Origin of the sequence: Rhodovarius crocodyli (assembly GCF_004005855.1) — a bacterium.
Classification (GTDB): Bacteria; Pseudomonadota; Alphaproteobacteria; order Acetobacterales; family Acetobacteraceae; genus Rhodovarius; species Rhodovarius crocodyli.
In genome coordinates this window covers 107793-130721 of record NZ_SACL01000009.1, presented here as the reverse complement: position 1 = coordinate 130721, position 22929 = coordinate 107793, and the positions used below count along the sequence as shown (strand labels likewise).

At 69.8% G+C, this 22929-nt stretch carries 17 protein-coding genes, 1 tRNA gene and 1 pseudogene; 12 read left to right on the top strand and 7 right to left on the bottom strand.

What is annotated here, in order from left to right; translation table 11 throughout:
- Positions 1-2: 2 nt before the first annotated feature.
- Positions 3-1256 carry a phytanoyl-CoA dioxygenase family protein gene (locus EOD42_RS20985; protein WP_127789539.1) on the bottom strand — a complete coding sequence of 418 codons (1254 nt, stop codon included), beginning with the start codon at positions 1254-1256 and terminating at the stop codon, positions 3-5.
- A gap of 199 nt (positions 1257-1455) precedes the next feature.
- Here EOD42_RS20985 and EOD42_RS20980 point away from each other — a divergent pair, with 199 nt between their 5' ends.
- From EOD42_RS20980 to EOD42_RS20970, 3 genes are all read left to right on the top strand, one after another.
- Complete coding sequence (locus tag EOD42_RS20980) at positions 1456-4842, top strand: transglutaminase family protein (RefSeq protein ID WP_127789538.1); 3387 nt, start codon at positions 1456-1458, stop codon at positions 4840-4842.
- Positions 4843-4957: 115 nt separating this feature from the next.
- Positions 4958-7435, top strand: a complete 2478-nt coding sequence (locus tag EOD42_RS20975) for a circularly permuted type 2 ATP-grasp protein (protein WP_127789537.1) — start codon at positions 4958-4960, stop codon at positions 7433-7435.
- Positions 7432-8313: a transglutaminase family protein gene (locus EOD42_RS20970; protein WP_127789536.1), complete on the top strand. Its 882-nt coding sequence runs from the start codon at positions 7432-7434 to the stop codon at positions 8311-8313. The genes EOD42_RS20975 and EOD42_RS20970 overlap by 4 nt, the downstream gene beginning before the upstream one ends.
- A 250-nt stretch (positions 8314-8563) precedes the next feature.
- On the opposite strand, the gene EOD42_RS20965 is transcribed toward EOD42_RS20970, so the two are convergent.
- The 3 genes from EOD42_RS20965 to EOD42_RS20955 are packed head-to-tail and all read right to left on the bottom strand — an operon-like array spanning position 8564 to position 10985.
- On the bottom strand, positions 8564-9406 hold the full coding sequence (locus EOD42_RS20965; RefSeq protein WP_127789535.1) for an alpha/beta fold hydrolase: 843 nt from the start codon (positions 9404-9406) through the stop codon (positions 8564-8566).
- Positions 9403-9765, bottom strand: a complete 363-nt coding sequence (locus EOD42_RS20960) for a hypothetical protein (RefSeq protein WP_206020422.1) — start codon at positions 9763-9765, stop codon at positions 9403-9405. Before EOD42_RS20960 ends, EOD42_RS20965 begins: the two co-directional genes overlap by 4 nt.
- Positions 9762-10985: an ABC transporter substrate-binding protein gene (locus EOD42_RS20955; protein WP_127789534.1), complete on the bottom strand. Its 1224-nt coding sequence runs from the start codon at positions 10983-10985 to the stop codon at positions 9762-9764. Before EOD42_RS20955 ends, EOD42_RS20960 begins: the two co-directional genes overlap by 4 nt.
- Before the next feature lie 152 nt (positions 10986-11137).
- Here EOD42_RS20955 and EOD42_RS20950 point away from each other — a divergent pair, with 152 nt between their 5' ends.
- The 3 genes from EOD42_RS20950 (at position 11138) to EOD42_RS20940 (ending at position 13577) form a co-directional block, all read left to right on the top strand.
- Positions 11138-12805 carry an ArnT family glycosyltransferase gene (locus EOD42_RS20950; protein ID WP_127789533.1) on the top strand — a complete coding sequence of 556 codons (1668 nt, stop codon included), beginning with the start codon at positions 11138-11140 and terminating at the stop codon, positions 12803-12805.
- A complete protein-coding gene (locus tag EOD42_RS20945) occupies positions 12802-13413 on the top strand; it encodes a DedA family protein (protein ID WP_127789532.1) in 612 nt (203 codons plus the stop codon). Before EOD42_RS20950 ends, EOD42_RS20945 begins: the two co-directional genes overlap by 4 nt.
- Before the next feature lie 74 nt (positions 13414-13487).
- Positions 13488-13577 (top strand) — tRNA-Ser (locus EOD42_RS20940).
- Positions 13578-13851: 274 nt separating this feature from the next.
- Here EOD42_RS20940 and EOD42_RS20935 read toward each other — a convergent pair.
- Positions 13852-14360: pseudogene (locus EOD42_RS20935) on the bottom strand (transposase); the annotation flags it as partial.
- Positions 14361-14521: 161 nt separating this feature from the next.
- Positions 14522-15415 carry a LysR family transcriptional regulator gene (locus tag EOD42_RS20930; protein WP_164868055.1) on the bottom strand — a complete coding sequence of 298 codons (894 nt, stop codon included), beginning with the start codon at positions 15413-15415 and terminating at the stop codon, positions 14522-14524.
- A gap of 157 nt (positions 15416-15572) precedes the next feature.
- On the opposite strand from EOD42_RS20930, the gene leuB reads away from it, so the two are divergent.
- From leuB to EOD42_RS20910, 4 genes are read left to right on the top strand one after another with little or no spacing between them, the layout of a single operon-like run.
- Entirely contained in the window at positions 15573-16664 is a 1092-nt protein-coding gene (gene leuB, locus EOD42_RS20925; RefSeq protein WP_240655238.1) for a 3-isopropylmalate dehydrogenase, read from the top strand.
- 5 nt (positions 16665-16669) lie between these two features.
- Complete coding sequence (gene leuC / locus EOD42_RS20920) at positions 16670-18076, top strand: 3-isopropylmalate dehydratase large subunit (RefSeq protein ID WP_127789530.1); 1407 nt, start codon at positions 16670-16672, stop codon at positions 18074-18076.
- Position 18077: 1 nt separating this feature from the next.
- Complete coding sequence (gene leuD / locus EOD42_RS20915; RefSeq protein WP_127789529.1) at positions 18078-18662, top strand: 3-isopropylmalate dehydratase small subunit; 585 nt, start codon at positions 18078-18080, stop codon at positions 18660-18662.
- A gap of 22 nt (positions 18663-18684) precedes the next feature.
- Positions 18685-19665, top strand: coding sequence for a Bug family tripartite tricarboxylate transporter substrate binding protein (locus EOD42_RS20910; RefSeq protein WP_127789528.1), 981 nt, complete (start codon positions 18685-18687; stop codon positions 19663-19665).
- 248 nt (positions 19666-19913) lie between these two features.
- Here EOD42_RS20910 and EOD42_RS20905 read toward each other — a convergent pair whose 3' ends face one another.
- The gene (locus EOD42_RS20905; protein WP_164868054.1) at positions 19914-20690 is read right to left on the bottom strand and encodes a GntR family transcriptional regulator; all 777 of its coding nucleotides are present in this window, start codon (positions 20688-20690) and stop codon (positions 19914-19916) included.
- An 83-nt stretch (positions 20691-20773) separates the two neighbouring features.
- Between EOD42_RS20905 and EOD42_RS20900 the strand changes: the two genes are divergently transcribed.
- Both EOD42_RS20900 and EOD42_RS20895 read left to right on the top strand, forming a co-directional pair.
- Positions 20774-21964: a 2-methylaconitate cis-trans isomerase PrpF family protein gene (locus EOD42_RS20900; protein WP_127789526.1), complete on the top strand. Its 1191-nt coding sequence runs from the start codon at positions 20774-20776 to the stop codon at positions 21962-21964.
- Complete coding sequence (locus tag EOD42_RS20895) at positions 21964-22926, top strand: Bug family tripartite tricarboxylate transporter substrate binding protein (protein ID WP_127789525.1); 963 nt, start codon at positions 21964-21966, stop codon at positions 22924-22926. The genes EOD42_RS20900 and EOD42_RS20895 overlap by 1 nt, the downstream gene beginning before the upstream one ends.
- Positions 22927-22929: the final 3 nt, after the last annotated feature.

The window sequence follows — 22929 nt, the reverse complement described above, 5'->3', positions numbered from 1 at the left end:
GATCAGCCTTCGAGCGGAAAGAGAGAATGCGGGAAGCCCGCCAGGGCGGGCGGGATGAAGACGGCGCCGTTGCGGCCCGGCACCGCTTCGCCGTCGCCCTGCAGGGCGGATGCCGGCAGGAAGCGGGTGGTGAGCAGGGCGCGCTGCGCTTCGCGATTCTGAGGCGGCAGCTGCTCGACCACGAGCCGGGGGTGCACCAGCAGCACATCCCCGCAGGACAGCGTCATGGTCGCGCGCTGCGCGCCCGATGCATGGGCCAGCGCGACCAGCGTCTCGCCGTAATTGGTCACATGCGGCCCCTCGCCCAGCACCAGCAGGTTGCGCAGGCCGAGGTCGATCGGTGCCATCCGGTGGGAACGGGGGAAGATCGTCAGCGCGCCGGCCTCGGGCGCCATGTCCTGCAGGGCGGCGAAGGCGCGCACCACGCTGCCGGCGCGCGGGCCATGATGGAAGGGAAAGCCCTGCCTTGCCCCTTCCGGGCGCGCCGCCAGGGTCAGCTCGGCGTCCAGCAGCCCCGCCTCCTCCTGATAGAGCTGGCGCAGGAACTGCGTGACGGGGGCGGCCATCGCGATCTCGGCCACCGCGGCCGAGGCCGCGTGCAGGTCCCGGAAGGCGAGATCATGCGCGGGCCCGCGCGCCAGCCAGTCCGAGAGCGGCATCTGGGGCCCCACCGGCGGGCGCACCGACACGGGCATGCGGTGCGTCCAGCACGCGGTCAGGTGCCGCAGCGCCGCCTGCGCCAGCGGCGCGGCGAAGGCAGCACGCAGCAGCAGGAAGCCCTCGCGCCGCCAGCTCATCAGCGCGATGCCCAGCCGCTCGCTCAGCTCGCCGATCTCAAGCGCCGTATCGATGGCTGCCTCGGCATCGGGGGAATCGACCCAGCTTCCGCCTTCCTCCAGCCCCGCGGCATCCAGGAAGGGCGCGGTGCCGATCAGGTAGGGGGAGCCCGGAACGTCCAGGCCCAGCTCGACATCCACCACGCGCACCACATGCTGGCGGCCGTCGCGCACCGCTTCAGGCATGACGAAGGTGAAGCCGCAGCGGCCATCCCCCAGCCCCGCATCCAGCAGGTCCTGGCGGAACTGGTCCGCCTCGATCTCGACCACGGGCTGGCGGTCGATCTCAAGCCTGACGCGGCGCCGGCGCGTCGGATGCAGCGGATCGATGGCCCAGCCGCCCAGATGCAGGTCGCTGAAGGCATCGAAACGGCCCCTGAACCGGGTCTGGCGGGTCGCGTTCTCGATGTCGAACAGCATGCGGGGGCAAACTCCAGCGTTCTCGTCAGACCAGAATGGGCACCGCCTGCCGGGGGAGAGGCAGCCCGCCCGCAAACTAGGCGGCCAGTCGCGAAAGGGTCAATTCATCGCAACAGCTTAAGGCGTTGTCCTATCCCAGACAGGCATGGGATCAGGTATAGCATTGCGTTGCAACAGCCCAGGGGCCAGGGAAGAACTCATGTCCATCCACGCCGCGCTGCGCCACCGGACCACCTATACCTATGAGAAGCCGGTGGCACTCGGTCCGCAGGTCATCCGGCTGCGCCCCGCCCCGCATGCGCGCACGCCGATCCTGGCCTATTCGCTGAAGATCACGCCGGCCAAGCACTTCATCAACTGGCAGCAGGACCCGCAGGGCAACTTCCAGGCGCGGGTGGTCTTTCCCGAGAAAGTGAAGGAGTTCTCGGTCGAGGTGGACCTGGTGGCGGACATGGCCACGCAGAACCCGTTCGACTTCTTCCTGGAACCCGACGCAGAGCACATCCCCTTCGCCTACGACCATGTGCTGGATGAGGAACTGGCCCCCTTCCGCAAGGCCCAGGAACCCGGCCCCCTGCTGAAGGCGCTGCTGGCCGAGGTCCCGCGCGAGGAAACGCCCACCGTCAACTTCCTGGTCGCCATCAACCAGATGGTGCAGTCGCGCATCGGCTACATCGTGCGCATGGAGCCCGGCGTCTGGACCCCCGAGCAGACGCTGACCGAATGCAAGGGTTCCTGCCGCGACAGCGCCTGGCTGCTGGTGCAGCTGCTGCGCAACCTGGGTCTGGCCGCGCGCTTCGTGTCTGGCTACCTGATCCAGCTGGTGGCCGACCAGAAGCCGGTGGACGGGCCCGAGGGCCCCGCCGCCGACTTCACGGACCTGCACGCCTGGGCCGAGGTCTATCTGCCCGGCGCCGGCTGGGTGGGACTCGACGCCACCTCCGGCCTGCTGGCGGGCGAAGGCCATATCCCCCTGGCCGCAACCCCGGAGCCGCAATCGGCCGCCCCCATCTCGGGCCTGGTGGAAAAGGCCGAGGTGGAGTTCGGCTTCGAGATGGAGGTCAGGCGCCTGCGCGAGACCCCGCGCGTGACCAAGCCCTATACCCCCGAGCAATGGGCCGCGATCGACGCGCTGGGCCAGCGCGTGGACGAGGTGCTGAAGGCGGGCGACGTGCGCATGACGATGGGCGGCGAGCCCACCTTCGTGGCCGATACCGACCGTGACGCCGCGGAATGGAACACCGCCGCCCTCGGCCCCACCAAGCGCGCCTATGCCGGGCGGCTGCTGCGCCGGGTGGCGCCGCTGTGGTCGCCGGGTGCGGCCTTCACCTATGCGCAGGGCAAGCAGTACCCCGGTGAGCCGCTGCCGCGCTTCGCGCTGTATTGCCACTGGCGCGCGGATGGCGTGCCGGTTTGGCAGGACCAGTCGCTGCTGGCCTCCGACGACGACACCGACGACGCGACGCAGGAGGATGCGGCCCGCTTCGCGCAGATCCTGGCCGAGCGCCTGCAGGTGGACCCCGGGCTGGTGCGCCCGGCGCATGAGGACATCCACTACTATCTGTGGAAGGAAAACCGCCTGCCGGCGAATGTCGTCGCCGAGGACAGCAAGCTGGGCAACAAGCTGGAGCGCGCGCGCATGGCGCGGCTGTTCCGCGGCGGCCTGTCCACCCCCACCGGCTCGGTTTTGCCGCTGCGGCGCGTGATGGAAGGCGGCACGCGGCGCTGGCAGTCCGGCCGCTGGTTCTTCCGCGACGACATTCTGTTCCTGATCCCGGGCGACAGCCCGATGGGCCTGCGCCTGCCCCTGAACTCCCTGCCCTGGGTGGACCCCGCCCTGCTGGCGCTGGAGGCCGAGAGCGAGGCCGACCCCTTCGCGCCCCGCGCCGACCTGCCCTCCGACGCCGAGCTCGCCGGCAAGCGCGGTGAGTTCCCGACCTCCGACGAAGTGACGCATCGCCGCCAGATGGCGCTGCGCAAAGCCATGACCGACGCGCTGACCGAAGGCTATGGCCAGGGCAGCATCGAGGGCTTCCGCCCCGTGGCCCAGCCCATCCCCGACGGCGCGCTGGACCCCGGGCTGGTGCGCACCGCGCTGTGCGTCGAACCCCGCAACGGCATCATCCACCTGTTCCTGCCGCCGGTCTACGCGGCCGAGGACTGGCTGGACCTGGTGGCCGCCATCGAGGGCACGGCCGCCGAGACCGGCCGCAAGGTCATCCTCGAAGGCTATCTGCCGCCGGATGACGAGCGCCTGCCGCATTTCTCCATCACGCCCGACCCCGGCGTGATCGAGGTGAACATCCATCCCGCCACCAAATGGGAGGACATGGTCACCCGCACCGGCCAGCTCTACGAGGAAGCGCGCCAGGTGGGGCTGACGGCCGAGAAGTTCATGCTGGACGGCAAGCATGTCGGCACCGGCGGCGGCAACCATGTGGTGATGGGCGGCGAGAGCGTGGCCGAAAGCCCCTTCCTGCGCCGTCCGGACCTGCTGAAGTCCCTGCTCGGCTTCTGGCACAACCACCCGAGCTTCTCCTACCTGTTCTCCGGCCTGTTCATCGGCCCCACCAGCCAGCACCCGCGCATCGACGAGGCCCGGCAGGACAGCGTGCGGGAGCTCGAGATCGCCTTCGCCGAGGCGGACAAGCACAGCCCCACGCCGCCCTGGATGGTGGACCGGCTGTTCCGCAACATCCTGGTGGACATGACGGGCAACACCCACCGGACCGAGTTCTGCATCGACAAGCTCTACAGCCCCGACTCATCCTCGGGCCGCCGGGGCCTGGTGGAGTTCCGCGGCTTCGAGATGCCGCCGCATGCGGAAATGAGCGCGGCCCAGATGCTGATCGCGCGTGCCGCCGTCGCCGCCTTCTGGAACAAGCCCTATGAGCGGCGGCTGATCCGCTGGGGCACGCGCCTGCATGACGGCTTCATGCTGCCGCATTACTGCGAGGCCGATTTCCACGACGCGCTGGAGGACCTGGCCCAGTTCGGCTTCCGGCTGGACCCCGCCTGGTTCGCGCCGCATGTGGAGTTCCGCTTCCCCAAGATCGGCGAGACTACGGTGCGCGACATGGGCGTGGAGCTGCGCGCGGCCCTCGAACCCTGGCATGTGCTGGGTGAGGAAGCCACCGGCAGCGGCACCGCGCGCTATGTGGACAGCAGCGCGGAGCGCGTGCAGCTGCGCCTCAGCAACTTCTCCGACCAGCGCTACAAGGTGGCGGTCAACGGGATCGAGGTGCCGCTGACGGCCACCGAGCAGGTGGGCGAGTTCGTCGCCGGCATCCGCTTCAAGGCCTGGGGCCCCTACTCCGCCCTGCATCCCACCATCCGGCCGCAGACGCCGCTGGTGGTGGACGTGATCGACAGCTGGAACGGCCGCAGCATCGGGGGGCTGACCCATCACGTGGCCCATCCGGGCGGGCGCAACTACGACACCTTCCCGGTGAACGCCAATGAGGCGGAGGCCCGCCGCCGGGCGCGCTTCTTCGCCTTCGGCCACACGCCGGGCCCGATGGTGCCGCGCCCCTCCAGCCGCAGCGCCGAACATCCGCTCACGCTCGACCTGCGCGCCTATTCCTGAGCAGCCGGAGAGGCGGCTATCCTGGCCGCCTCTTATGCCGAATCGAGGGAGGATGGCGGAACCGGGCCGGTTTCGCTAAACGACCGCTTCTATTTTGTGGGGCTGTAAAATCTCAGTGCGTACCGCTGCAGGCGACACGCCCGTGCTGGACGAAATGGTGGATGGCAATGGCCAGATCCGCCCGCACTGGCGCGCGCTGATCGGGGCGGTGGGCGGGCTGGGCAAGCCGCAGCTCGATGAACGGGCGGGCCGCCTCGCCCGCGCCGCCGAGGATGAGGGCGTGGCCTCGCTGCTGCCCGGCATCACCAGCACCGAGACCGGCTGGCGCTGCGACCCCATCCCCCTGCCCATCACAGCCCGTGAATTCGCCGCGCTGGAAGCCGGGCTGACCCAGCGCGCGCGGCTGCTGGAGGCTGTGCTGGCCGACATCTACGGCCCGCAGCATCTTCTGAAGGAAGGGCTGCTGCCGGCGGCGCTGGTCTTCGCCAACCCGCATTTCCTGCGCCCCGGGCGGCACGCGACCAACCCGCCCCACCGGCCCATGCTGCATCTGGCGGGCATGGACGTCATCCGCTGCCCGGACGGCATCTGGCGCGTCGTCAGCGACCGGACGGCCATGGTTAGCGGGCTGGGCTACGCGCTGGAAAATCGCCGCCTGATGAACCAGGCGATGGCCGAGGCGCTGGTGGTGGTGAAGCCCCGCGCGCTCAGCAGCTTCTTCGAGCTATGGCAGGAATCGCTGCAGCGCCTGGCCCCGCATGGCCGCACGGCCCCCGCCGTGGCCCTGCTCTCGCCCGGCCACATGCAGCCGCACTGGTTCGAGCATGTGGTGCTGGGCCGGGAGATCTCGGCCGCGCTGGTCGAGGCCGGGGACCTGACGGTGCGCGGCGGCGGGCTGTACCTCAAGACGCTCGCCGGGCTGCAGCAGGTGGATGTGCTGCTGAACCGGGCCGAGGCCGCGCAGCTTGACCCCATGGAGTTTCCGGCGGCCCAGGCGACGGCGGGTGTTCCCGGCCTGCTGGACGCCGCCCGCCACGGCGCGCTGACGGTGCTGAACGCGCCCGGCGCGGGGCTGGCCGAAAGCCCTGCGCTGATGGCCTTCCTGCCCGCCCTGTGCCGCCGCCTGCTGGGCGAGGAACTGCTGCTGGAAAGCCTGGAGACCCATTGGCTGTCCACCCCAGGCGCCCGGGATGCGGTGGCGGCCTCGGGCGATGACTGGCTGCTGCGCCCGGCCACCGACGGCGCTGCCGGCGCCCTGCCCATGCCGGGCATCGAGGCCGCGGCCCGGCCCGGCAATCTGGCCGCCACCCGCTGGCCGATCGGCAGCCAGGCGCCGAGCTTCGGCCGGAAGGGACTGGCGCCCATGCCCGTCATGCTGCGCCTGTTCGCGATCAGCGACGGCGAGGACTGGCACGCCCTGCCCGGCGGCTTCGCCCGCGCGCTGGAAGCCGATCACCCCGTCAGCGGCCGGCTGCCGCAATACGGCCTGTCCAAGGATGTCTGGGTGCTGGCCGAGGACGAGGCCCCGCTGCGCGGCCCCGGCCCGCAGGCGCTGCCGCCCCTGCCCATCCGCCGCAGCGCGGGCGCCCTGCCCTCCCGCGTCGCGGACAATCTGTTCTGGCTCGGGCGCTATGTGGAGCGGCTGGACCGCGCGGCGCGGCTGATCCGGGCCGTGCTGGCGCGGCTGCGTCGCGGTTCCGCCCTGCCGCATGAAAGCGCCGAGGTGCTGGCGCTGGCGCGCTGCCTGCGCGACGCGGGCCTGATCGGCGAGGAGGCGATGCCGACGCTGGCGGGCGCCACCGGCCTGGTCGGGGCCCTCGGCCGCGCGGCCTCGCCCGAGGGTGCCGTGGGCCAGCTGCAGTCCCGCGTCGCGGGGCTGGCGGGCATGGTGCGCGACCGGTTGACGGCCGACATGCACGCGGCCTTCACCCATGCGCTGCGCAAGGCCCGCGCGGCCGGCGAGGCAGCACCCGGCGGGCTCGACATGCTCTCCCGCGCGATGGTGGCCAACATGCGCTTCGCCACCGTGCTGGCGGGGGTCGCCGCCGAGAACATGGTGCGCGGCGGCGCCTGGCTGTTCCTGGACCTGGGCCGCCGGGTCGAGCGCGGGCAGTCCGTGCTGGCCGAGATCGAAGTGCTGCTGAAGGTGCCGCCCGCGCGCGTCGAGCCCGGCCTGAAGCTGATCCTGGAGCTGTGCGACAGCGTCATCACCTATCGCTCGCGCTATCTGGCCGTGGTGCAGCCGGCGCCCGTGCTGGACCTGGTGCTGGCCGACCCGTCCAACCCGCGCGGCCTCGCCTTCCAGCTGGCCGCCATCCAGACCGCACTGACCGAGGTGTCGGGCGACGCCGAGGATGACCTGGCCGAGGAAGCCGCGACCCTGACCCGCCAGGCCGATGCGCTGGTGCATGACGTGCTGGGCGCGCATGACCAGCCCGTGGCCGCCGCCGCGCTGCCGCCGCGGCTGACCGCCATGGCCGAGACGCTGCGCGCCCTGTCGGATGCCATGACCCGGCGCTATTTCGCGCTGCTGCCGCCCGCCCGCGCGCTGGGCCTGGACGAGGCCACCGAGCCCGCGGATGTGCTGCCATGATGTACTGGGTGCGGCATGTCACCGCCTATTCCTACGCCGACCCGGTGGACCTTTCCTCGCACCTGCTGCACCTGAAGCCGCGCGCGCTGCCGGGCCAGCGGGTGATCCAGGCGCGCATCCGCGCCCTGCCCGCGCCCGACCACGTGACGGAAACCCACGACCATTTCGGCAATGCCGCCACGCGCCTGTTCATCGCGCGGCCGCACATGCATTTCGAGGTGCATGCCGAGGCGCTGGTCGAGGTGGACCTGCCCACCCCGCCCCCGGCCGAGACCACCCTGCCCTGGGAGGAGGTCGCGCGCCTCGCGGTCGAGGGCACGGGCGACTGCGCGCTGGCGGCCGAATTCTCCTTCGGCAGCGCCCATGCGCCGGTGCTGGCGGCGGCCACCGAGTTCGCCCGCCCGTCCTTCCCGCCCGGCCGGCCGATCCTGGCGGCGCTGGTGGACCTGAACAACCGCATCATGCGCGAGTTCACCTTCCAGGCGGGTGTGACCAGCATCTCGACGCCGGTGGCCGAGGTGCTGCGCATCCGCCGCGGCGTGTGCCAGGACTTCACCCATCTGATGCTGTCGGCGCTGCGCGGCCTCGGCCTGCCGGCGCGCTATGTCTCGGGCTATATCCGCACCCGGCCGCCGCCGGGGCAGGAACGCCGGCGGGGCGCCGACCAGTCCCACGCCTGGGTGGGCGCATGGATCGGCCCGGACCATGGCTGGGTGGACCTGGACCCGACCAACAGCCTGATCGTGAAGGAAGAACACGTCGTGCTGGCGCATGGGCGGGACTTCCAGGACATCTCGCCGGTGCGGGGCGTGATACTGGGCGGCGGGCAGCACCGGCTGAGCGTCAGCGTGGATCTGGAGCCGGAAGGCGGGAACTGAGAGGTCAGGGGCTTCGCCCCCGACACCCAGACCAGGGGCGCTGCCCCTGGACCCCGCCAGGACCGTAGCGGCCCTGGACCCCGGGGCGTTGGCGCCACACCCTGATAGCATTGATTATTCTAATAAAATTGACGCCCCGCTTACCCAGCGACGGCGCCAAACTCCTATCAGGTCCAGGAGATATTATCTCCTGGCGGGGTGGTCAGGGGCAGAGCCCCTGGCTGGGGGCTCCGGGGGCAACGCCCCCGCATCACTGCCTTCCCCGAACCTCCTCCAGCACCGGCCCCAGCGCTGCCGCGAACTGCGCGTAATGCTCGCTCATCGGGAAATGCCCCAGCTTTTCCATGATACGGGCCTTCGCGCCCGGCACGGCGGCCGCCACCTCCATCGTGGCCTCCGGCGTGCAGGAGTAGTCGTACTCGCCGGTCAGCAGCCAGACGGGGCATTGGCGTGTGTCGATGCGGGCCAGGCGGCCGCGCAGGTCGCCTTCCTCCTTGTAGAAATGCAGGTCGCCGCGGAACACGCCGGGGCCGCCCTGCATGTAGTGCCACAGGGTTTCCCATCGCTCGCCCTCGGGCGATTGCGGGGCCATCAGCCCGCTGACGACGCCCGCGCAGGCCTCGCTGCCATGCACATCGGCCCGGTGCGTCCAGGAGACATCGTAATAGGGCACGACATGGGAGGAGCTTTGCAGCCCGATCACCCCGCCAAGCTCCGCGCCATAGGCGGCGGCCAGTTCCAGCACGATGCGCCCGCCGATGGAGCAGCCCATGACGATGGGCTTTTCCAGGCCCAGCGCGCGCGAGACGCCCATCACCGCACCGGCGTAGTCTGCCGTGGTCAGCTTGTATTCGTCCTTCCACCAGCCCTCGGGCGGCGAGGACTTGCCGTGCCAGGGCAGGTCGAAGGCGATGCAGCGGAAATGGCGCGTCACGGCCGGGTCGTTCAGCAGCCCGCGCCACTGGCGGGTGTCGGAGCCGGCGGTGTGCAGGCACAGCAGGGGAATGCCCTGCCCGGCTTCCTCCACGTAGATCCGGTGCGCCACGCCATCGAGGTCGAGCCGCATGTAGCGGCCGATGATGTCCTCCATCATGCGGCGGCCCCCCGCAGCGTGGCCAGCGCGCCCTTGAACCACAGGATATGGCTCATGAAGGGGTGCAGGTTGCCTTCCAGCTTCAACTTGCCGAAGCGGATCAGGGCGAACAGGTCATGCCGGCCGGGTGGCGGCTCGGGGCGCAGGTAGTCGGCCCAGGCGTCGGGGTCGATGCGCAGCGCCACATCCCAGCGCGGCATCAGGAAGGGGCCGGGGCGTGCCTCCACGGCCCCCTTCACGATGGAGAGCAACCAGGATTGCGGCCCGACCTCCAGCAGCACCTCGGCCGAGAGGTTCCGGCCCCAGCGCCGCAGCACGGGGTCGGCATTCACCACGGCGGGCAGGTCCAGCGGGGTCACGGGCGGACCAGCGAGCAGCCGCCCTGGTCGAGCGGGCGGAAGGCCTGCGCGGCCGGGATGGTCTGGCGCAGCGCGTAGTAGTCCCAGGGGTGGCGGCTCTCCTCGGGCGACTTCACCTGGAACAGGTACATGTCATGCAGCTTGCGGCCATCGGCGCGCAGGGTGCCCCGGCCGAACAGCGGGTCCTCGGTGGGGTTGGCCTTCATCCATTCCATGGCGGCACGGCCGCTGGCCTTCACGCGCTCGGCCCCCAGGGCGGCCGCGGCTTTCAGGTAATGGGTCACGGCCGAATAGGCGCCGGCGTGGATCATGGAGGGCTTCTGGCCGCCCAACGCCGGGGCCACGCGGGCGGAGAAGGCGCGGCTCGCCTCGTTCATGTCCCAGTAGAAGGCCTCGGTCAGCACCAGCCCCTGCGCAGCGGCGAGGCCCACGGCATGCACATCCGCGATCTGGAACAGCAGCCCCGCGAGGCGCACCCCGCGCCGGGTCAGGCCGAATTCGGCGGCCTGCTTGATGCAGTTCACCGTGTCCGCCCCGGCATTGGCCAGGCCCACGATCTTGGCGCGGCTGGACTGGGCCTGCAGCAGGAAGGAGGAAAAGTCGGTCGTGCCGGGGAACGGCGTGCGCGCCTGCCCCACCACGCGCCCGCCGGCCGCGCGGACGAATTCGGCCGTATCGCGCTCCAGCGCATGGCCGAAGGCGTAGTCGGCGGTGATGAAGAACCAGCTGTCGCCGCCATCGGCCACCAGCGCCCGCCCGGTGCCCGAGGCCAGCGCCCAGGTGTCATAGGTCCAGTGCGCGTGGTTGGGCCCGCACTTGTCGCCCGAGAGGTTGGCGGCGGCGGGGCCGGTGAACAGCGCCACCTTGTCCTTCTCGCGCACCAGATCCGCCACGGCCAGGGCCACGGAGGAGACGGGCACGTCCAGGATCACATCCACCCCCTGCTGGTCCAGCCAGCTGCGGGCCATGGTGGTGCCGACATCGGGTCGGTTCTGGAAATCGCCCTGGATAACCTCGACCTTCAGGCCGGGATGGGCGCGCATCATGTCCTCGGCCGCCAGCCGGGCACCGACGACGGAGCCCGGGCCGGTATTGGCGGCATAGGGACCGTTCATGTCGGTCAGCACGCCGATGCGGATGGTGGGGGCGGTCTGGGCATGGGCGCGGCCGAAGGCGGCAGCACCCGCAGCGGCCAGCAAGGGCCGTCGCGCGATGGTCATGGATGATCCTTCCCGATCCAGGCGGGTCTATGCCCACCTGACTTGTTGTGCGGACAGGTTGGCGCGGCGGCGCGCCCTGCGCAAGCGTTGCCGCAGTCCGGGAAGATGGCCGCTGGCGCGCGGGGCCCATCCGGGCTACCACCCGGCGCGACATGCAGCTCTCCGATACCTTCGCGCGGGGCGAGGCCCTGGCCACCCGGCGGCCCCGGCTGGCGCTCATCCTGCTGTGCCTGTGCCTCTATCTGCCGGGCTTCTTCACCATTCCCGCGCTGGACCGGGACGAGGCGCGCTTCGCCCAGGCCAGCCGCCAGATGCTGGACAGCGGCGACTACGTGCGCATGCGCGTGGGCGAGGAAGACCGCAACAAGAAGCCCGTGGGCATCCACTGGGCGCAGACGGCGGCCGTGCACGCGCTGGAGGCCGTGGGCGTCCCCGAGGCACGGCGGCAGATCTGGGCCTATCGCATCCCCTCCATGCTGGGGGCCATCCTGGCGGTGCTGGCGACCTTCCAGCTGGGGCGTGCCCTGGTGGGCAGGCGCGCGGCCCTTCTGGCCGGCGCCCTGCTCGCGGGCTGCATGGTGCTGGTGGTCGAGACCCATATCGCCAAGACCGATGCCGCGCTGCTGGCCACCGTCGCCGCCGCCATGGGCCTGTTCGGCATGGCCTATCTGCGGCCAGGCGCCTTCACGGCGCGGCAGGCGGCGGGGTTCTGGGCGGTGCTCGGCGTCTCCATCCTGCTGAAGGGGCCGATCGGGCCCATGGTGCCGCTGCTGACGGGCATCACCCTGGCCGTCATGGACCGGGGCGCGCCCTGGCTGCGCGCGCTGCGCCTGGCCTGGGGCATCCCGCTGATGATCGCCATCGCCGCCCCCTGGATGGTGGCGATCGGCATCGCGACCGAAGGCCGCTTCTTCGCCGAGGCCGTGGGCAACGACATGATCGCCAAGGTGGGCTCAGGCGAGGAGAAGCACTGGGGCCCACCCGGCTTCTACATCCTGACCTTCATCATTGCGGCCTTCCCCACCGCCTGGCTGGCCATGCCGGCGCTGCGCCATGCCTGGCTGCAGCGCAGCCTGCCCGCGACGCGCTTCCTGCTCGCCTGGCTCGTGCCCAGCTGGCTGCTGTTCGAGGCGGTGCAGACCAAGCTGCCGCATTATACCCTGCCCCTGTTCCCTGCCCTGATGCTGCTGATCGCGCATTGGGCCCTGGACCCGCTGCGCCTGGCCCCGCCGCGCTGGATGCTGTGGGCCATGCGCGCCCTGCTGGTGGGCGTGGCGCTGGGCCTCGGGATCGTGGCGCCTGTCGCGGGCTATCTGATGGGCGGCTACGTCGTGCGGACCTCGCTGTTCGCGTTGCCGGCCGGGCTGCTGCTGGCCTGGGCGGTGCTGGCCGCCACCCGGAACGGCAACTGGGCGCGCGGCGCCGTGCTGGGCGTGGTGCTGGCGGTGCCGGTCTATGTCTCGGTGCTGGAACTGACCCTGCCGCGCATCGAGGCGATGTGGATCTCGCCCCGCCTGGGCGACACGCTGGAACGGGTGGCCCCCGGCCTGCCCGCGCGCGACTTCGGCATGCTGGGCCATGCCGAGCCCTCCGTGCTGTTCCGCGTGGGGGCGGAGGTGCGCCTGCTGCCCGACGCGGCTGCCGCGGTGGATTTCCTGACCGACGGCCGCGTCGTGGCCGTGGCCCACCGGCAGGAGGCCGCCTTCCAGGCGGAGGCCGCGCGGCGCGGCCTGCGGCTGAGCGAGATCGCCAACCTCGATGGCTATAATTATTCCCGCGGGCGTCCGGTGACGCTGCTGCTGTATCGGAAGGCTCCATGATCAACTGGATTACCGACACCATCGCCAATATGGGTCTGGCGGGGGTGTTCTTCCTCATGTTCGCGGAGAACGTGTTCCCGCCCATCCCCTCTGAGATGATCATGCCTTTCGCGGGCTTTTCGGCAGCGCGCGGGCAGATGTCGCTGGTGGGGGCGATCATCGCGGGCGTGCTGGGCACGGTCATCGGCAATGCGATCTGGTTCGAGGGCGCGCGCGCCTTCGGCCTGCGCCGCACGCGCGCCCTGCTGGCGCGCTTCGGCAAGTATATCGGCATCGAGGAGCAGGACTTGGACGAGGCCCAGGCCACCCTGCAGCGCATGGGCCCCTGGGCGGTGTTCCTGGGCCGCATGATGCCCGGCATCCGCACGCTGATCTCGGTGCCGGCCGGCATCATCGAGATGCCGCGCCTGCAGTTCTATGTGCTGACCACGCTGGGCAGCAGCCTGTGGATCGCGGCGCTGACGCTGATCGGCTGGTGGCTGGAGGACCGGTTCGGCGTGGTCGAGACCTGGCTGGAGCCGTTGAGCAAGCCGCTGCTGGTGCTGATGGCGCTGGTGTGCCTGTGGCCGATCTTTCACGCCTGGCGCCGGCGCCGCCGCAAGGGCTGATGCGCCCGCGCGTGCGGAAAGGCTGACCGGCAGGATTGCGCGACGCGGCCCGGCTGGCTAAAGGGGGCGCGGCTGGACAGGTGGCGGAGTGGTCGAACGCGCCGGTCTCGAAAACCGGAGTACGTGCAAGCGTACCGTGGGTTCGAATCCCACCCTGTCCGCCAGTGATATGCCATTGAAAATTTTGAATTTTCAGTCATTCGCACATGCCGCTGAAAGTCGTGGACTTGCGTGGGTTTGCGGCTTCGGGGGTCAGTCCTAAGACCTGTCTAAGACTGTCTTTGGCCCCGGATGCGCCGATGCAGGGCGGAATCGTCCTTGGAGGCCATGAGGGCCACTACGATTTCGATAAGGAGCGGAGTGCAGTTCGCTCCCTGACGACGTGAGGCCGGCTGAGTCGGAATGGCGGCAGCCTGGCCCTACAAAGGATACCGGCATCACCGCCCAGCCAGCGATCTCCAACATGGCCGCGATCCGGCGGTAGCCGTAACGGCCATACTCCCTTGCGAGCGCGACAATGTCGGCGGTCAGCGCCGCGTCGTCAGTGCGGTCCTTCGGAACCTTGCGTTGCGTAGATCGATGCTGCCCCGGAACCCGGCATGCCAACCGCTCCGACACGTCGAACTTCTCGATGACGTAGTCGATGCAGCGACGGCGACGGGCGGCGCTCATTAGTTTCCCGACGCTGCTTCCTTGAGAATGAGCTTCTCCAACGTCAGATCCGAGAGGGCTTTGCGCAGCCGCGCGTTCTCCTTCGCCAGATCCTTCAGCCGCTTCACCTGATCGGTTTTCAGCCCGCCAAACTCCTTGCGCCAGCGATGATAGGTGAATGCTGTCACGCTGATGGCCCTGATCGCTTCCGCGACCGGGCGCCCTTGAGACAACAGCACGTCAACCTGGCGCGGCTTTGCGACGATCCCTTCGGGCTTGTGCTTTTTATGCGGCATAATCGGCATCCTCCAAGGCTCAAAAACCTGCTTCCGCGAGGGCCACTTTTCAGGGGGCAGACGACTGGCGAAACAGCCGATGGCCGGCGCGCTGTTCGAGATCCATGGGCTGAGCGTGAAGGGCGTGGCCAAACCGCTCACCCGCGGCTGACGCCCGGGCGTCAGATATCCACCGTCCGGTTCAGGGCCGACAGATGCTCCACCAGCAGCTGTGCGGGCTTGGTCATGATCTCGCTTTGCGGGAAGCACAGCCGCAGATGCCGCGCGGCCCATGCCTCCCGCAGCGGCCGCGCCACCATGCCCCCCGACCGGCGCGGCCTGGCCAGCGAGGCCGGCAGGATGGACACCCCATGCCCGGCCTCCACCATCCGCGCGATGGTCTCGCTGCCGACGACCTGGATGCGGGACCGGATTTCAAGATGCGCCGCCGCCGCCGCGCGGCTCAGGATGGTGTTGAGCGAACTGCCCGGCCTGCCGACAACAAAATCATAAGGCAGCATGTCGCTCAGCCGCAGCAGGCGGCAGGCCGCGAGCGGGTGGCCCGCCGGCAGCACCGCCACCAGCTTTTCGGTCTTGTAGGGCAAGGTGCGCAGCGCGCCGGCCGAATAGGGCTCCGCGAAGATCGAGAAATCGGCAGTGCCTTCGGTCGCCATCTGCACCGCCTCCCGGCTCAACGCGTCCCGCACCGTGATGGTGATGGCCGGGTGCAGCAGGGAGAAGGCGCGCAACTCCTCGGGCAGGTAGCTGGCCGCCACTGCCGTACTGGCGGCGATCGTCACGGTGCCGCGCACGCCCTCGCCGAACTCCGCCATTTCCAGCTGCAACTGCGACAGGTTGCGCAGCACGGTGTGCGCGTTGCGCAGCAGCACGGCGGCGGCGGGCAGCGGTTCCAGCCCCTCGGGCTGGCGCTGGAACAGTTTGCTGCCCAGCCGCGCCTCCAGCGCCGCCAGCCGCTTGCTGACGGCGGAAATCGCGATGTTCTCACGCTGTGCCGCCTTGCTGATCGAGCCGGTCTCCATCACCGCGACGAACAGGCTGAGGGTCTTGAGGTCCATGCCACACATGGTTCACTTGCCGAAGGCCCTTGTCCAGAACCACTCGGAACCCGGCCATGGCTTTCTCCGTCGGAGAAACCCCTTTGACCCCTTACCATTTGCCCGTGACCGCCTTGCCCCGCACCCTCTGCGCAAGCAAGGAAGAGGAAAATGTCGGGTGTCACTCACTAACCGCAGCCTGAAGATTGCCGTTCTGCCGGGCGATGGCATCGGCCAGGAAATCATCCCCCAGGCCGTGAAGGCGTTGAAGGCCGCGGGCGGGCACCTGCCGCTCGACCTCAACCAGGGCGAGATCGGCTGGACTTCGGTCGTGGCGTCCGGCGAGGCGCTGCCCCAATCGACCATCGACCTCATCGACCGCTCCGACGCCATCCTGTTCGGCGCCATCGGCGGGCCGGAATACGAGGACTGGAAGCGGAAGAACCCGCGCGGGTCGCCGCTGCTGCGGCTGCGGCAGGACATGAAGCTGTTCGCCAACTACCGCCCGATCACCCTGTTCCCGGAGCTGATCAATGCCTCGCCCATCAAGGCCGAACTGATCCAGGGTCTCGACCTGTTGATCATCCGCGAGCTGAACGGCGACATCTATTTCGGCGAACCGCGCGGCATGGTCTCCGACACGCCGGGTCAGCGCGAGTCCATCAATACCATGCGCTACACCGAGGCGCAGATCCGCCAGGTGGCGCATGCCGGCTTCAAGGCCGCCCGGCGCCGGCGGAAGAAGCTGTGCTCGGTCGACAAGGCCAATGTGCTGGAGACCATGCTGCTGTGGCGCGACGTGGTGACCGAGGTCGGGCGCGAATACCCCGATGTGGAGCTGACGCACCTGTTCGTGGATGCGGCCGCGATGGAGCTGATCCGCCGCCCCACCCATTTCGACGTGATCGTCACAGGCAACATGTTCGGCGACATCCTGTCCGATGAGGCGGCGATGCTGACGGGCTCCCTCGGCATGCTGCCTTCGGCCTCCATCGGCACCGGCGCCAAGGGGCTGTTCGAGCCGATCCACGGCTCCGCGCCCGACATTGCCGGCAAGGACATCGCGAACCCTCTGGCCGCCATCCTCTCGGCCGCGCTGATGCTGCGCTATGGCTTCGAGCTGGAGGAGGAAGCCCAGCGCATCGAGGGGGCCGTGCGCCAGGTGCTGGCCCGTGGCCTGCGCACCGGCGACATCATGGAGAAGGGCGCGACCCGCGTCGGCACGCAGGAGATGGGGGAGGCGGTGGCGAAGGCCATCGCCGCCGGGTGAGCGCCATGAAACCCCTGACCCTGTTCGAAAAGATCTGGGCCGCCCATGAGGTGCATCGCGACGAGGATGGGCAAAGCCTGCTCTATGTCGATCGGCACTTTATCCATGAGGGCTCCCGCACACCCTACAAGCAGCTCGCGGATCGCGGGCTGAAGGTGCGGCGGCCGGACCTGACCTTCGCGGTGCCCGACCACTATGTCGCCACCACCAGCCGGGACTTCGCGGATGTGGATGGCGAGGACCGCAAGGACATGGTGGCGTCGCTGACGCGAAACGCCGCGGCCTCCGGCGTGGTGGAGTACGGCTTGCAGGATGAACGCCACGGCATCGTGCATGTCATGGGCCCTGAGCAGGGGCTGAGCCTGCCTGGCATGCTTATCCTGTGCGGGGACAGCCATACCTCCACCCACGGCGCGGTGGGGGCGCTGGCCTTCGGCATCGGCGCCTCCGAGGTCGGGCATGTGCTGGCCACCCAGACCCTGTGGCAGCGCAAGCCGCGCACCATGCGGGTGCTGATCGAGGGCGAGCTGGCGCCGGGCGTGTCCGGCAAGGATGTCGTGCTGGCGCTGATCGCGCAGATCGGGGTGAACGGCGCCACTGGCCATGTCATCGAGTTCGCGGGCTCGACCATGGAGGCGTTGTCCGTCGAGGGCCGGTTGACCGTGTGCAACATGGCGATCGAAGCCGGCGCGCGCGCCGGCATGGTGGCCCCGGACGACAAGACCTTCGCCTATCTGCGCGAGCGGCCGCACGCGCCGAAGGGCGAGGCATGGGAGGCGGCGTTGGAACGCTGGCGCGGCATCGTGACCGACCCCGGCGCCATCTTCGACCGCGAGGTGTTCCTGGACGCCACGACGATCGAGCCCATGGTCACCTGGGGCAACCGCCCCTCCGAGGCCGTGCCGGTCACTGCCGCCATCCCGGACGTCGCGGCCGTGGAAGACCCCACCCAGCGCGGCATGTTGCTGGCGGCGCTGGACTATATGGGGCTGAAGGCAGGCACGAAGCTCGCCGATGTGCCGGTCGACTACGTCTTCATCGGCTCCTGCACCAATGGCCGGATCGAGGATTTCCGCGCCGCCGCCGCCGTGCTGCGCGGCCGTCAGGTAGCGCCCGGGGTCAAGGCCATCGCCGTGCCGGGCTCAGGCCTCGTGCGCGCCCAGGCCGAAGCCGAGGGGCTGGACCGCGTCTTCACCGAGGCGGGGTTCGAGTGGCGCTTCTCCGGCTGTTCCATGTGCCTGGCGGTGAATGGCGACACGGTGCCGCCGGGCAAGCGCAGCGCCTCCACCTCCAACCGCAACTTCGTGGGCCGGCAAGGCCCCGATGCCCGCACCCATCTGGTGAGCCCGGCGACGGCGGCGGCGACCGCCATCGCCGGCCGCTTCGCCGACCATCGCGCGCTGGGAGGCTGAGATGGCGAAGTTCGACACGCTGGTCGCGACCGCGGCACCGATGAACCAGCGCGACGTGAACACAGATGCCGTGATCCCCGGCCGCTTCCTGCGCCGCAAGCGCGAGGAGGGGTTCGGCACCTGCCTGTTCCACGATCTGCGCTTTCACGAGGATGGCAGCGAGAACGACGAATTCGTCCTTAACCAGCCGGCCTTCCGGGGCGCGCAGATCCTGGTGGCGGATGAGAATTTCGGCTGCGGTTCATCCCGTGAATCGGCCGTCTTCGCGCTGCACGACTATGGGTTCCGCTGCGTCATCGCGCCCAGCTTCGGGGACATCTTCCACAACAACTGCTTCAAGAACGGCTTGCTGCCCATCGTCCTGCCAGCCGAGCAGGTGGCCACGCTGCGCGCCCAGGCCGGCACCATGCAGGGGGCGCCCTTCACCATCGACCTGGCGGCCCAGACCGTGACCGGGGTGGATGGCGTGGCGCACCGCTTCGAGATCGACCCCTTCCGCAAGCGCCTGCTGCTGCAGGGGGTGGACGAGATCGATCTCACGCTGAGCTTCGAGGACAAGATCGCGGCTTTCGAAGCCGCCCGCTGACAAGAAAAACGAGGGAAACGTCATGATAAGGATTTCGCGGCGCCAGGCGCTGCTGGGGGTTACCGCGTCCACCTGCCTGGCCGCGCCCGCGCTGGCCCAGGGTGCCTACCCGAACCGCACGGTGCGGCTGATCGTCAACTTCGGCGCGGGCGGCGCCGCCGACACGGTGGCGCGGCTGATCCAGCCGAAGATGTCGGAAGCACTGGGCCAGTCCGTCGTCATCGAGAACCGCACGGGCGCGGGCGGCACCATCGGCGCCGTGGCCGTCGCACGGTCGGAGGCGGATGGCTACACGCTGATGTTCGACAGCCCGAACCACCTGATCAACCCGCTGCTTCAGCCCAACATTCCGATCAACTATGAGACCGCGTTCAGCTACATCTCGGGTGTGACCATTCAGCCCTGGGTCTGGATCGTCTCCGACCAGTATCGCGCCACCACCCTGCCGGGCTTCGTGGATGAGGCGCGGGAGAGCGGGCGGCCGGTGATCTTCGGTTCTTCCGGCATCGGCAGTGCCGGGCATCTCTCCGGGGAATTGCTGGGCCAGCGCAGCGGCGTGCCGGTGGAACATGTGCCCTATCGCAGCGGCGCCGAGGCCTCCAACGACGTGGCGGCGGGCAATCTGCAGGTGGCCTGCATCACGGTATCCTCCGCGCAGCCGGCGGTGAATGCGGGCAAGGCGCGCTATATCGCCAGTACCGGCGCACGGCGGTCCGTCGCCCTGCCGGATCTGCCGACCTTTGCCGAAAGCGGCTTCCCGGGCTTCGATGTCACCAGCTGGGTCGGCCTGTTCGGCCCGGCCGGGCTGGCGCCCGAGGTGATCGAGAAGGCCAATGCCGCCATGGGGGTGGCACTGCGCGATGAGACGGTAAAGCAGCGCCTGACCGCCTCCGGCTTCGAGACCGACCCCACCACCCCCGCGGAATTCGCGGCCAAGATCGCGCATGAGCGTGTGGTGCTGACGGAATCCATTCGGAACTGGCAGCGCACATCGCGGCGCTGACCAGGACAGCGCGCTGCCGAGTTCACCCGCCGACGCGGCACCTGGACCCGGCGGTAGCCGTATCGCCCCCCCCCCGTCTGGCACACATCCCTGATCCGCTGCTTCAACTCGGCCTGCGAGCCACGGGCAGCGCAGGCGCGCCGCACCACCATTCCGCTGATCAGCTTCTCACGAACCGGAGATGCAGCCCGTGAACTTGAGCGTCACCATGGAGTGGCGCAGCTGGTCCGCCTCTCCGGCGGTGACCGCTACTCGGTTTCCGTGACGAACTCGCTGAGCGTGACCTCGTTGATCCCCGCCCCGGAGCGCGAGACGAGCCGCATCGCGAAGCGGTCCCAGCGCCAATGGCCGATCAGCAGGTGCAGCGGCCGGCCGGTGACATCGCGCGTCAGGCGCTCCATGCGGAAAGTGGGCGCACCGGTCCGCAGGCCGAGCCGCGCGGCCACCGACTTTGGGCATGGGGCGGCTCCCATCTGGCGTTCCGTACTGACGGTCACGAAGCCCGCCGCCGCCAGCACTTCCTGAAAGGCCGTGGATTCCAAGGCGCGGCGGTTCAGCAGCGCGCCGATCGGCGCCGGCACATAGTTCACGGTATGGAAGACCGGTGCTTCCTCATGGCGGCGCAGGCGCGTCACGCACAAGACCTGCTCACCTTCCTCGATCTGCAGCGCGCGGGCCACCATGCCGTCCGCCAGCTGCCATTCGAAGCCCAGCAGCTCCACCCGCGTGCCGCGCACCAGGTGCAGCGCCACCGACGCATCCTCCAGCGCCGTGACGGACTGCACCAGGCGCGGCTCCGCCACCCGGGCGGCGCGGCCTGCGCTGCGGTGAATCAACCCTTCCTGCGCCAGAGTGTCCATCGCCCGCCGCACCGTGATGCGGGACACGCCAAAACGCGTCCCCAACTCTTTCTCGCTGGGCAGGACGGCGCCCACCGGCAGGCGGCCTTCGTGCATGTCCTCCCGCAGGGTGTCCAGCACCGTGCGATAGAGGGGCAGGTCGCGCTTTTCCAGCTCGGGATCCATCGTTGGCTCAAAACCTGTCATGATAGGTTGCGTGACTCATCATAACAGGTCTATGGTCCCGGTAGAAGAGCGAGGAAACGATCATGCCGGGACAACACCCGCAGCACGCCGTGCGCTGCACCCTGATGCGCGGCGGCACCAGCAAGGGGCTGTACTTCCGCGGCCAGGATCTGCCGCCGCCGGGCGCCGCCCGTGACGCGCTGCTGAAGGCGCTGGTGGGCAGCGAGGACCTGCTGCAGATCGATGGGCTCGGCGGTTCGCGGCTGGTGACGGCCAAGCTGGCGATCGTGTCGCCCTCCGCCCGGCCGGATGCCGATATCGACTATACCTATGGCATTGTCCCGCCCGGGCGCGGGCTCGTCGTCTTCACCAGCAATTGCGGCAACATCTCCGCCGGCGTCGGCCCCTTCGCGATTGATGAAGGCATGGTCGAGGCGCGGGACGGCATCACCCAGGTCCGCATCTTCAACACCAACACCGGCAAGATTCTGATCGCGCATGTGCCGGTGCGCGACGGGCGCGCGGTGGTGGAGGGCGATCTGGCGATCCCCGGCGCGCCCGGCACGGGGGCCGAGATCCTGCTCGACTACCGCGCCACCACCGGTGCCAAGACCGGGCGCCCCCTGCCGACGGGCCAAGTGCGGGACGAGATCGCGCTGGAGGACGGGCGGCGCATCCGCGCCAGCATCGGCGACGTGGCCAACCCCTGCGTCTTCGTGGCGGCTGCCGATCTGGGCCTGACCGGCAGCGAGCTTCCCACCACCATCGATGCCGATGCGGCGCTGATCGCCACGCTGCGCGAACTGCGCGGCAAGGCGGCTGCGATGATCGGCCTGGCGACCGACTGGCGGGAGGCGGAGGCACAATCGCCCGCCTTGCCGCTGATGGTGCTGGTCGCCCCGCCCGCGCCCTACACCGACAGCCAGTCCCGCCCCGTGGCGGCCGAGGCGATGGACCTCCAGGCCCGGCTGATTTTCTACAACAAGTGCCATGAGAGCATGGCCGGCACCGGCAGCATGTGCACCGCCGCCATGTCCCGCATCCCGGGCACCACGGTGCATGCCGCCACACGCCACCGCAACGCGGACACGCTGCGCATCGGCCATCCGCTCGGCGTGATGGAGGTGGTGGTGCGCGCCGCCCCCGGCATCGCCCCGGACAACGTCGCCTTCGAGCGGCTGGCCTTCCGCCGCACCGCCCGCCGCCTGATGCAGGGCACGGCCTATGTGCCGGCCTCCGTCATGGCGCCCCATACGCTTGAGGAGGCACTGTGATGCAGCGCCGCGCCCTGATCGCCTGTTCCCTGCTGGCCGCGCCCGCGCTGCGCGCCCAGCCCGCCTTTCCGCAGCGCGCCGTGCGCATCGTCGTGGGCTATCCGCCCGGACAGACGGTGGACGTGACCGCGCGCGCCTATGCCGCCGCCCTGCAACAGGCCTGGGGCCAACCGGTGGTGGTGGACAACCGCTCCGGCGCCAACGGCATCATCGGCGCTGAGGCGGTGAAGACCGCCGAGGCCGATGGCCACACCCTGCTGTTCGGCACCAGCGGCCAGATGACGATCAACCCCGCCATCTACCGCCGCCTGCCCTATGACACGATGCGGGACTTCGCGCCGGTGGCGCTGGGGGCGGCCAGCCGGCTGTACCTGGTGGCCAACAAGGCCCTGCCGGTCACGAACCTGCCGGAGCTGGTGGCCTATGCCAAGGCGCGGCCCGGCCGGGTCTCCTTCGGTTCCGGCGGCACGGGCATCACCGCGCATCTGGCGATGGAGATGCTGGCAGCCCGCACGGGCATGGAGCTGCTGCACATTCCCTATCGCGGCTCTCCCGCCGCGCTCACCGCGCTGCTGTCGGGTGAGGTGCAGCTGATGATCGACGCCGGCACGCTGCTGACGCCGCAGATCCGCGACGGGCATGTCCGTCCGCTGGCGGTATCCAGCCTGGAGCGCTTCGCCGGCATGCCCGAGGTGCCCACCGTGGCGGAGCAGGGTTTCCCCGGCTTCCAGGTCGTGACCTGGAGCGCGCTATTCGCCCCCGCGGCCACCCCGCCTGCTGTCGTGGAGGCGATCAACGCCCAGATGCAGGCTGCCGGGCGGCTGGAGATGGTGCTGAACACCGTGCGCGCCGGCGGCAGCGAGCCGCGCCCGCTCTCGACCGAGCAGTTCGCGGATTTCGTCCGCAGCGAGCTGGCGCAGTGGGGCGAGGCCGCCCGCGCGGCCAATGTGACGGCGGATTGAGGC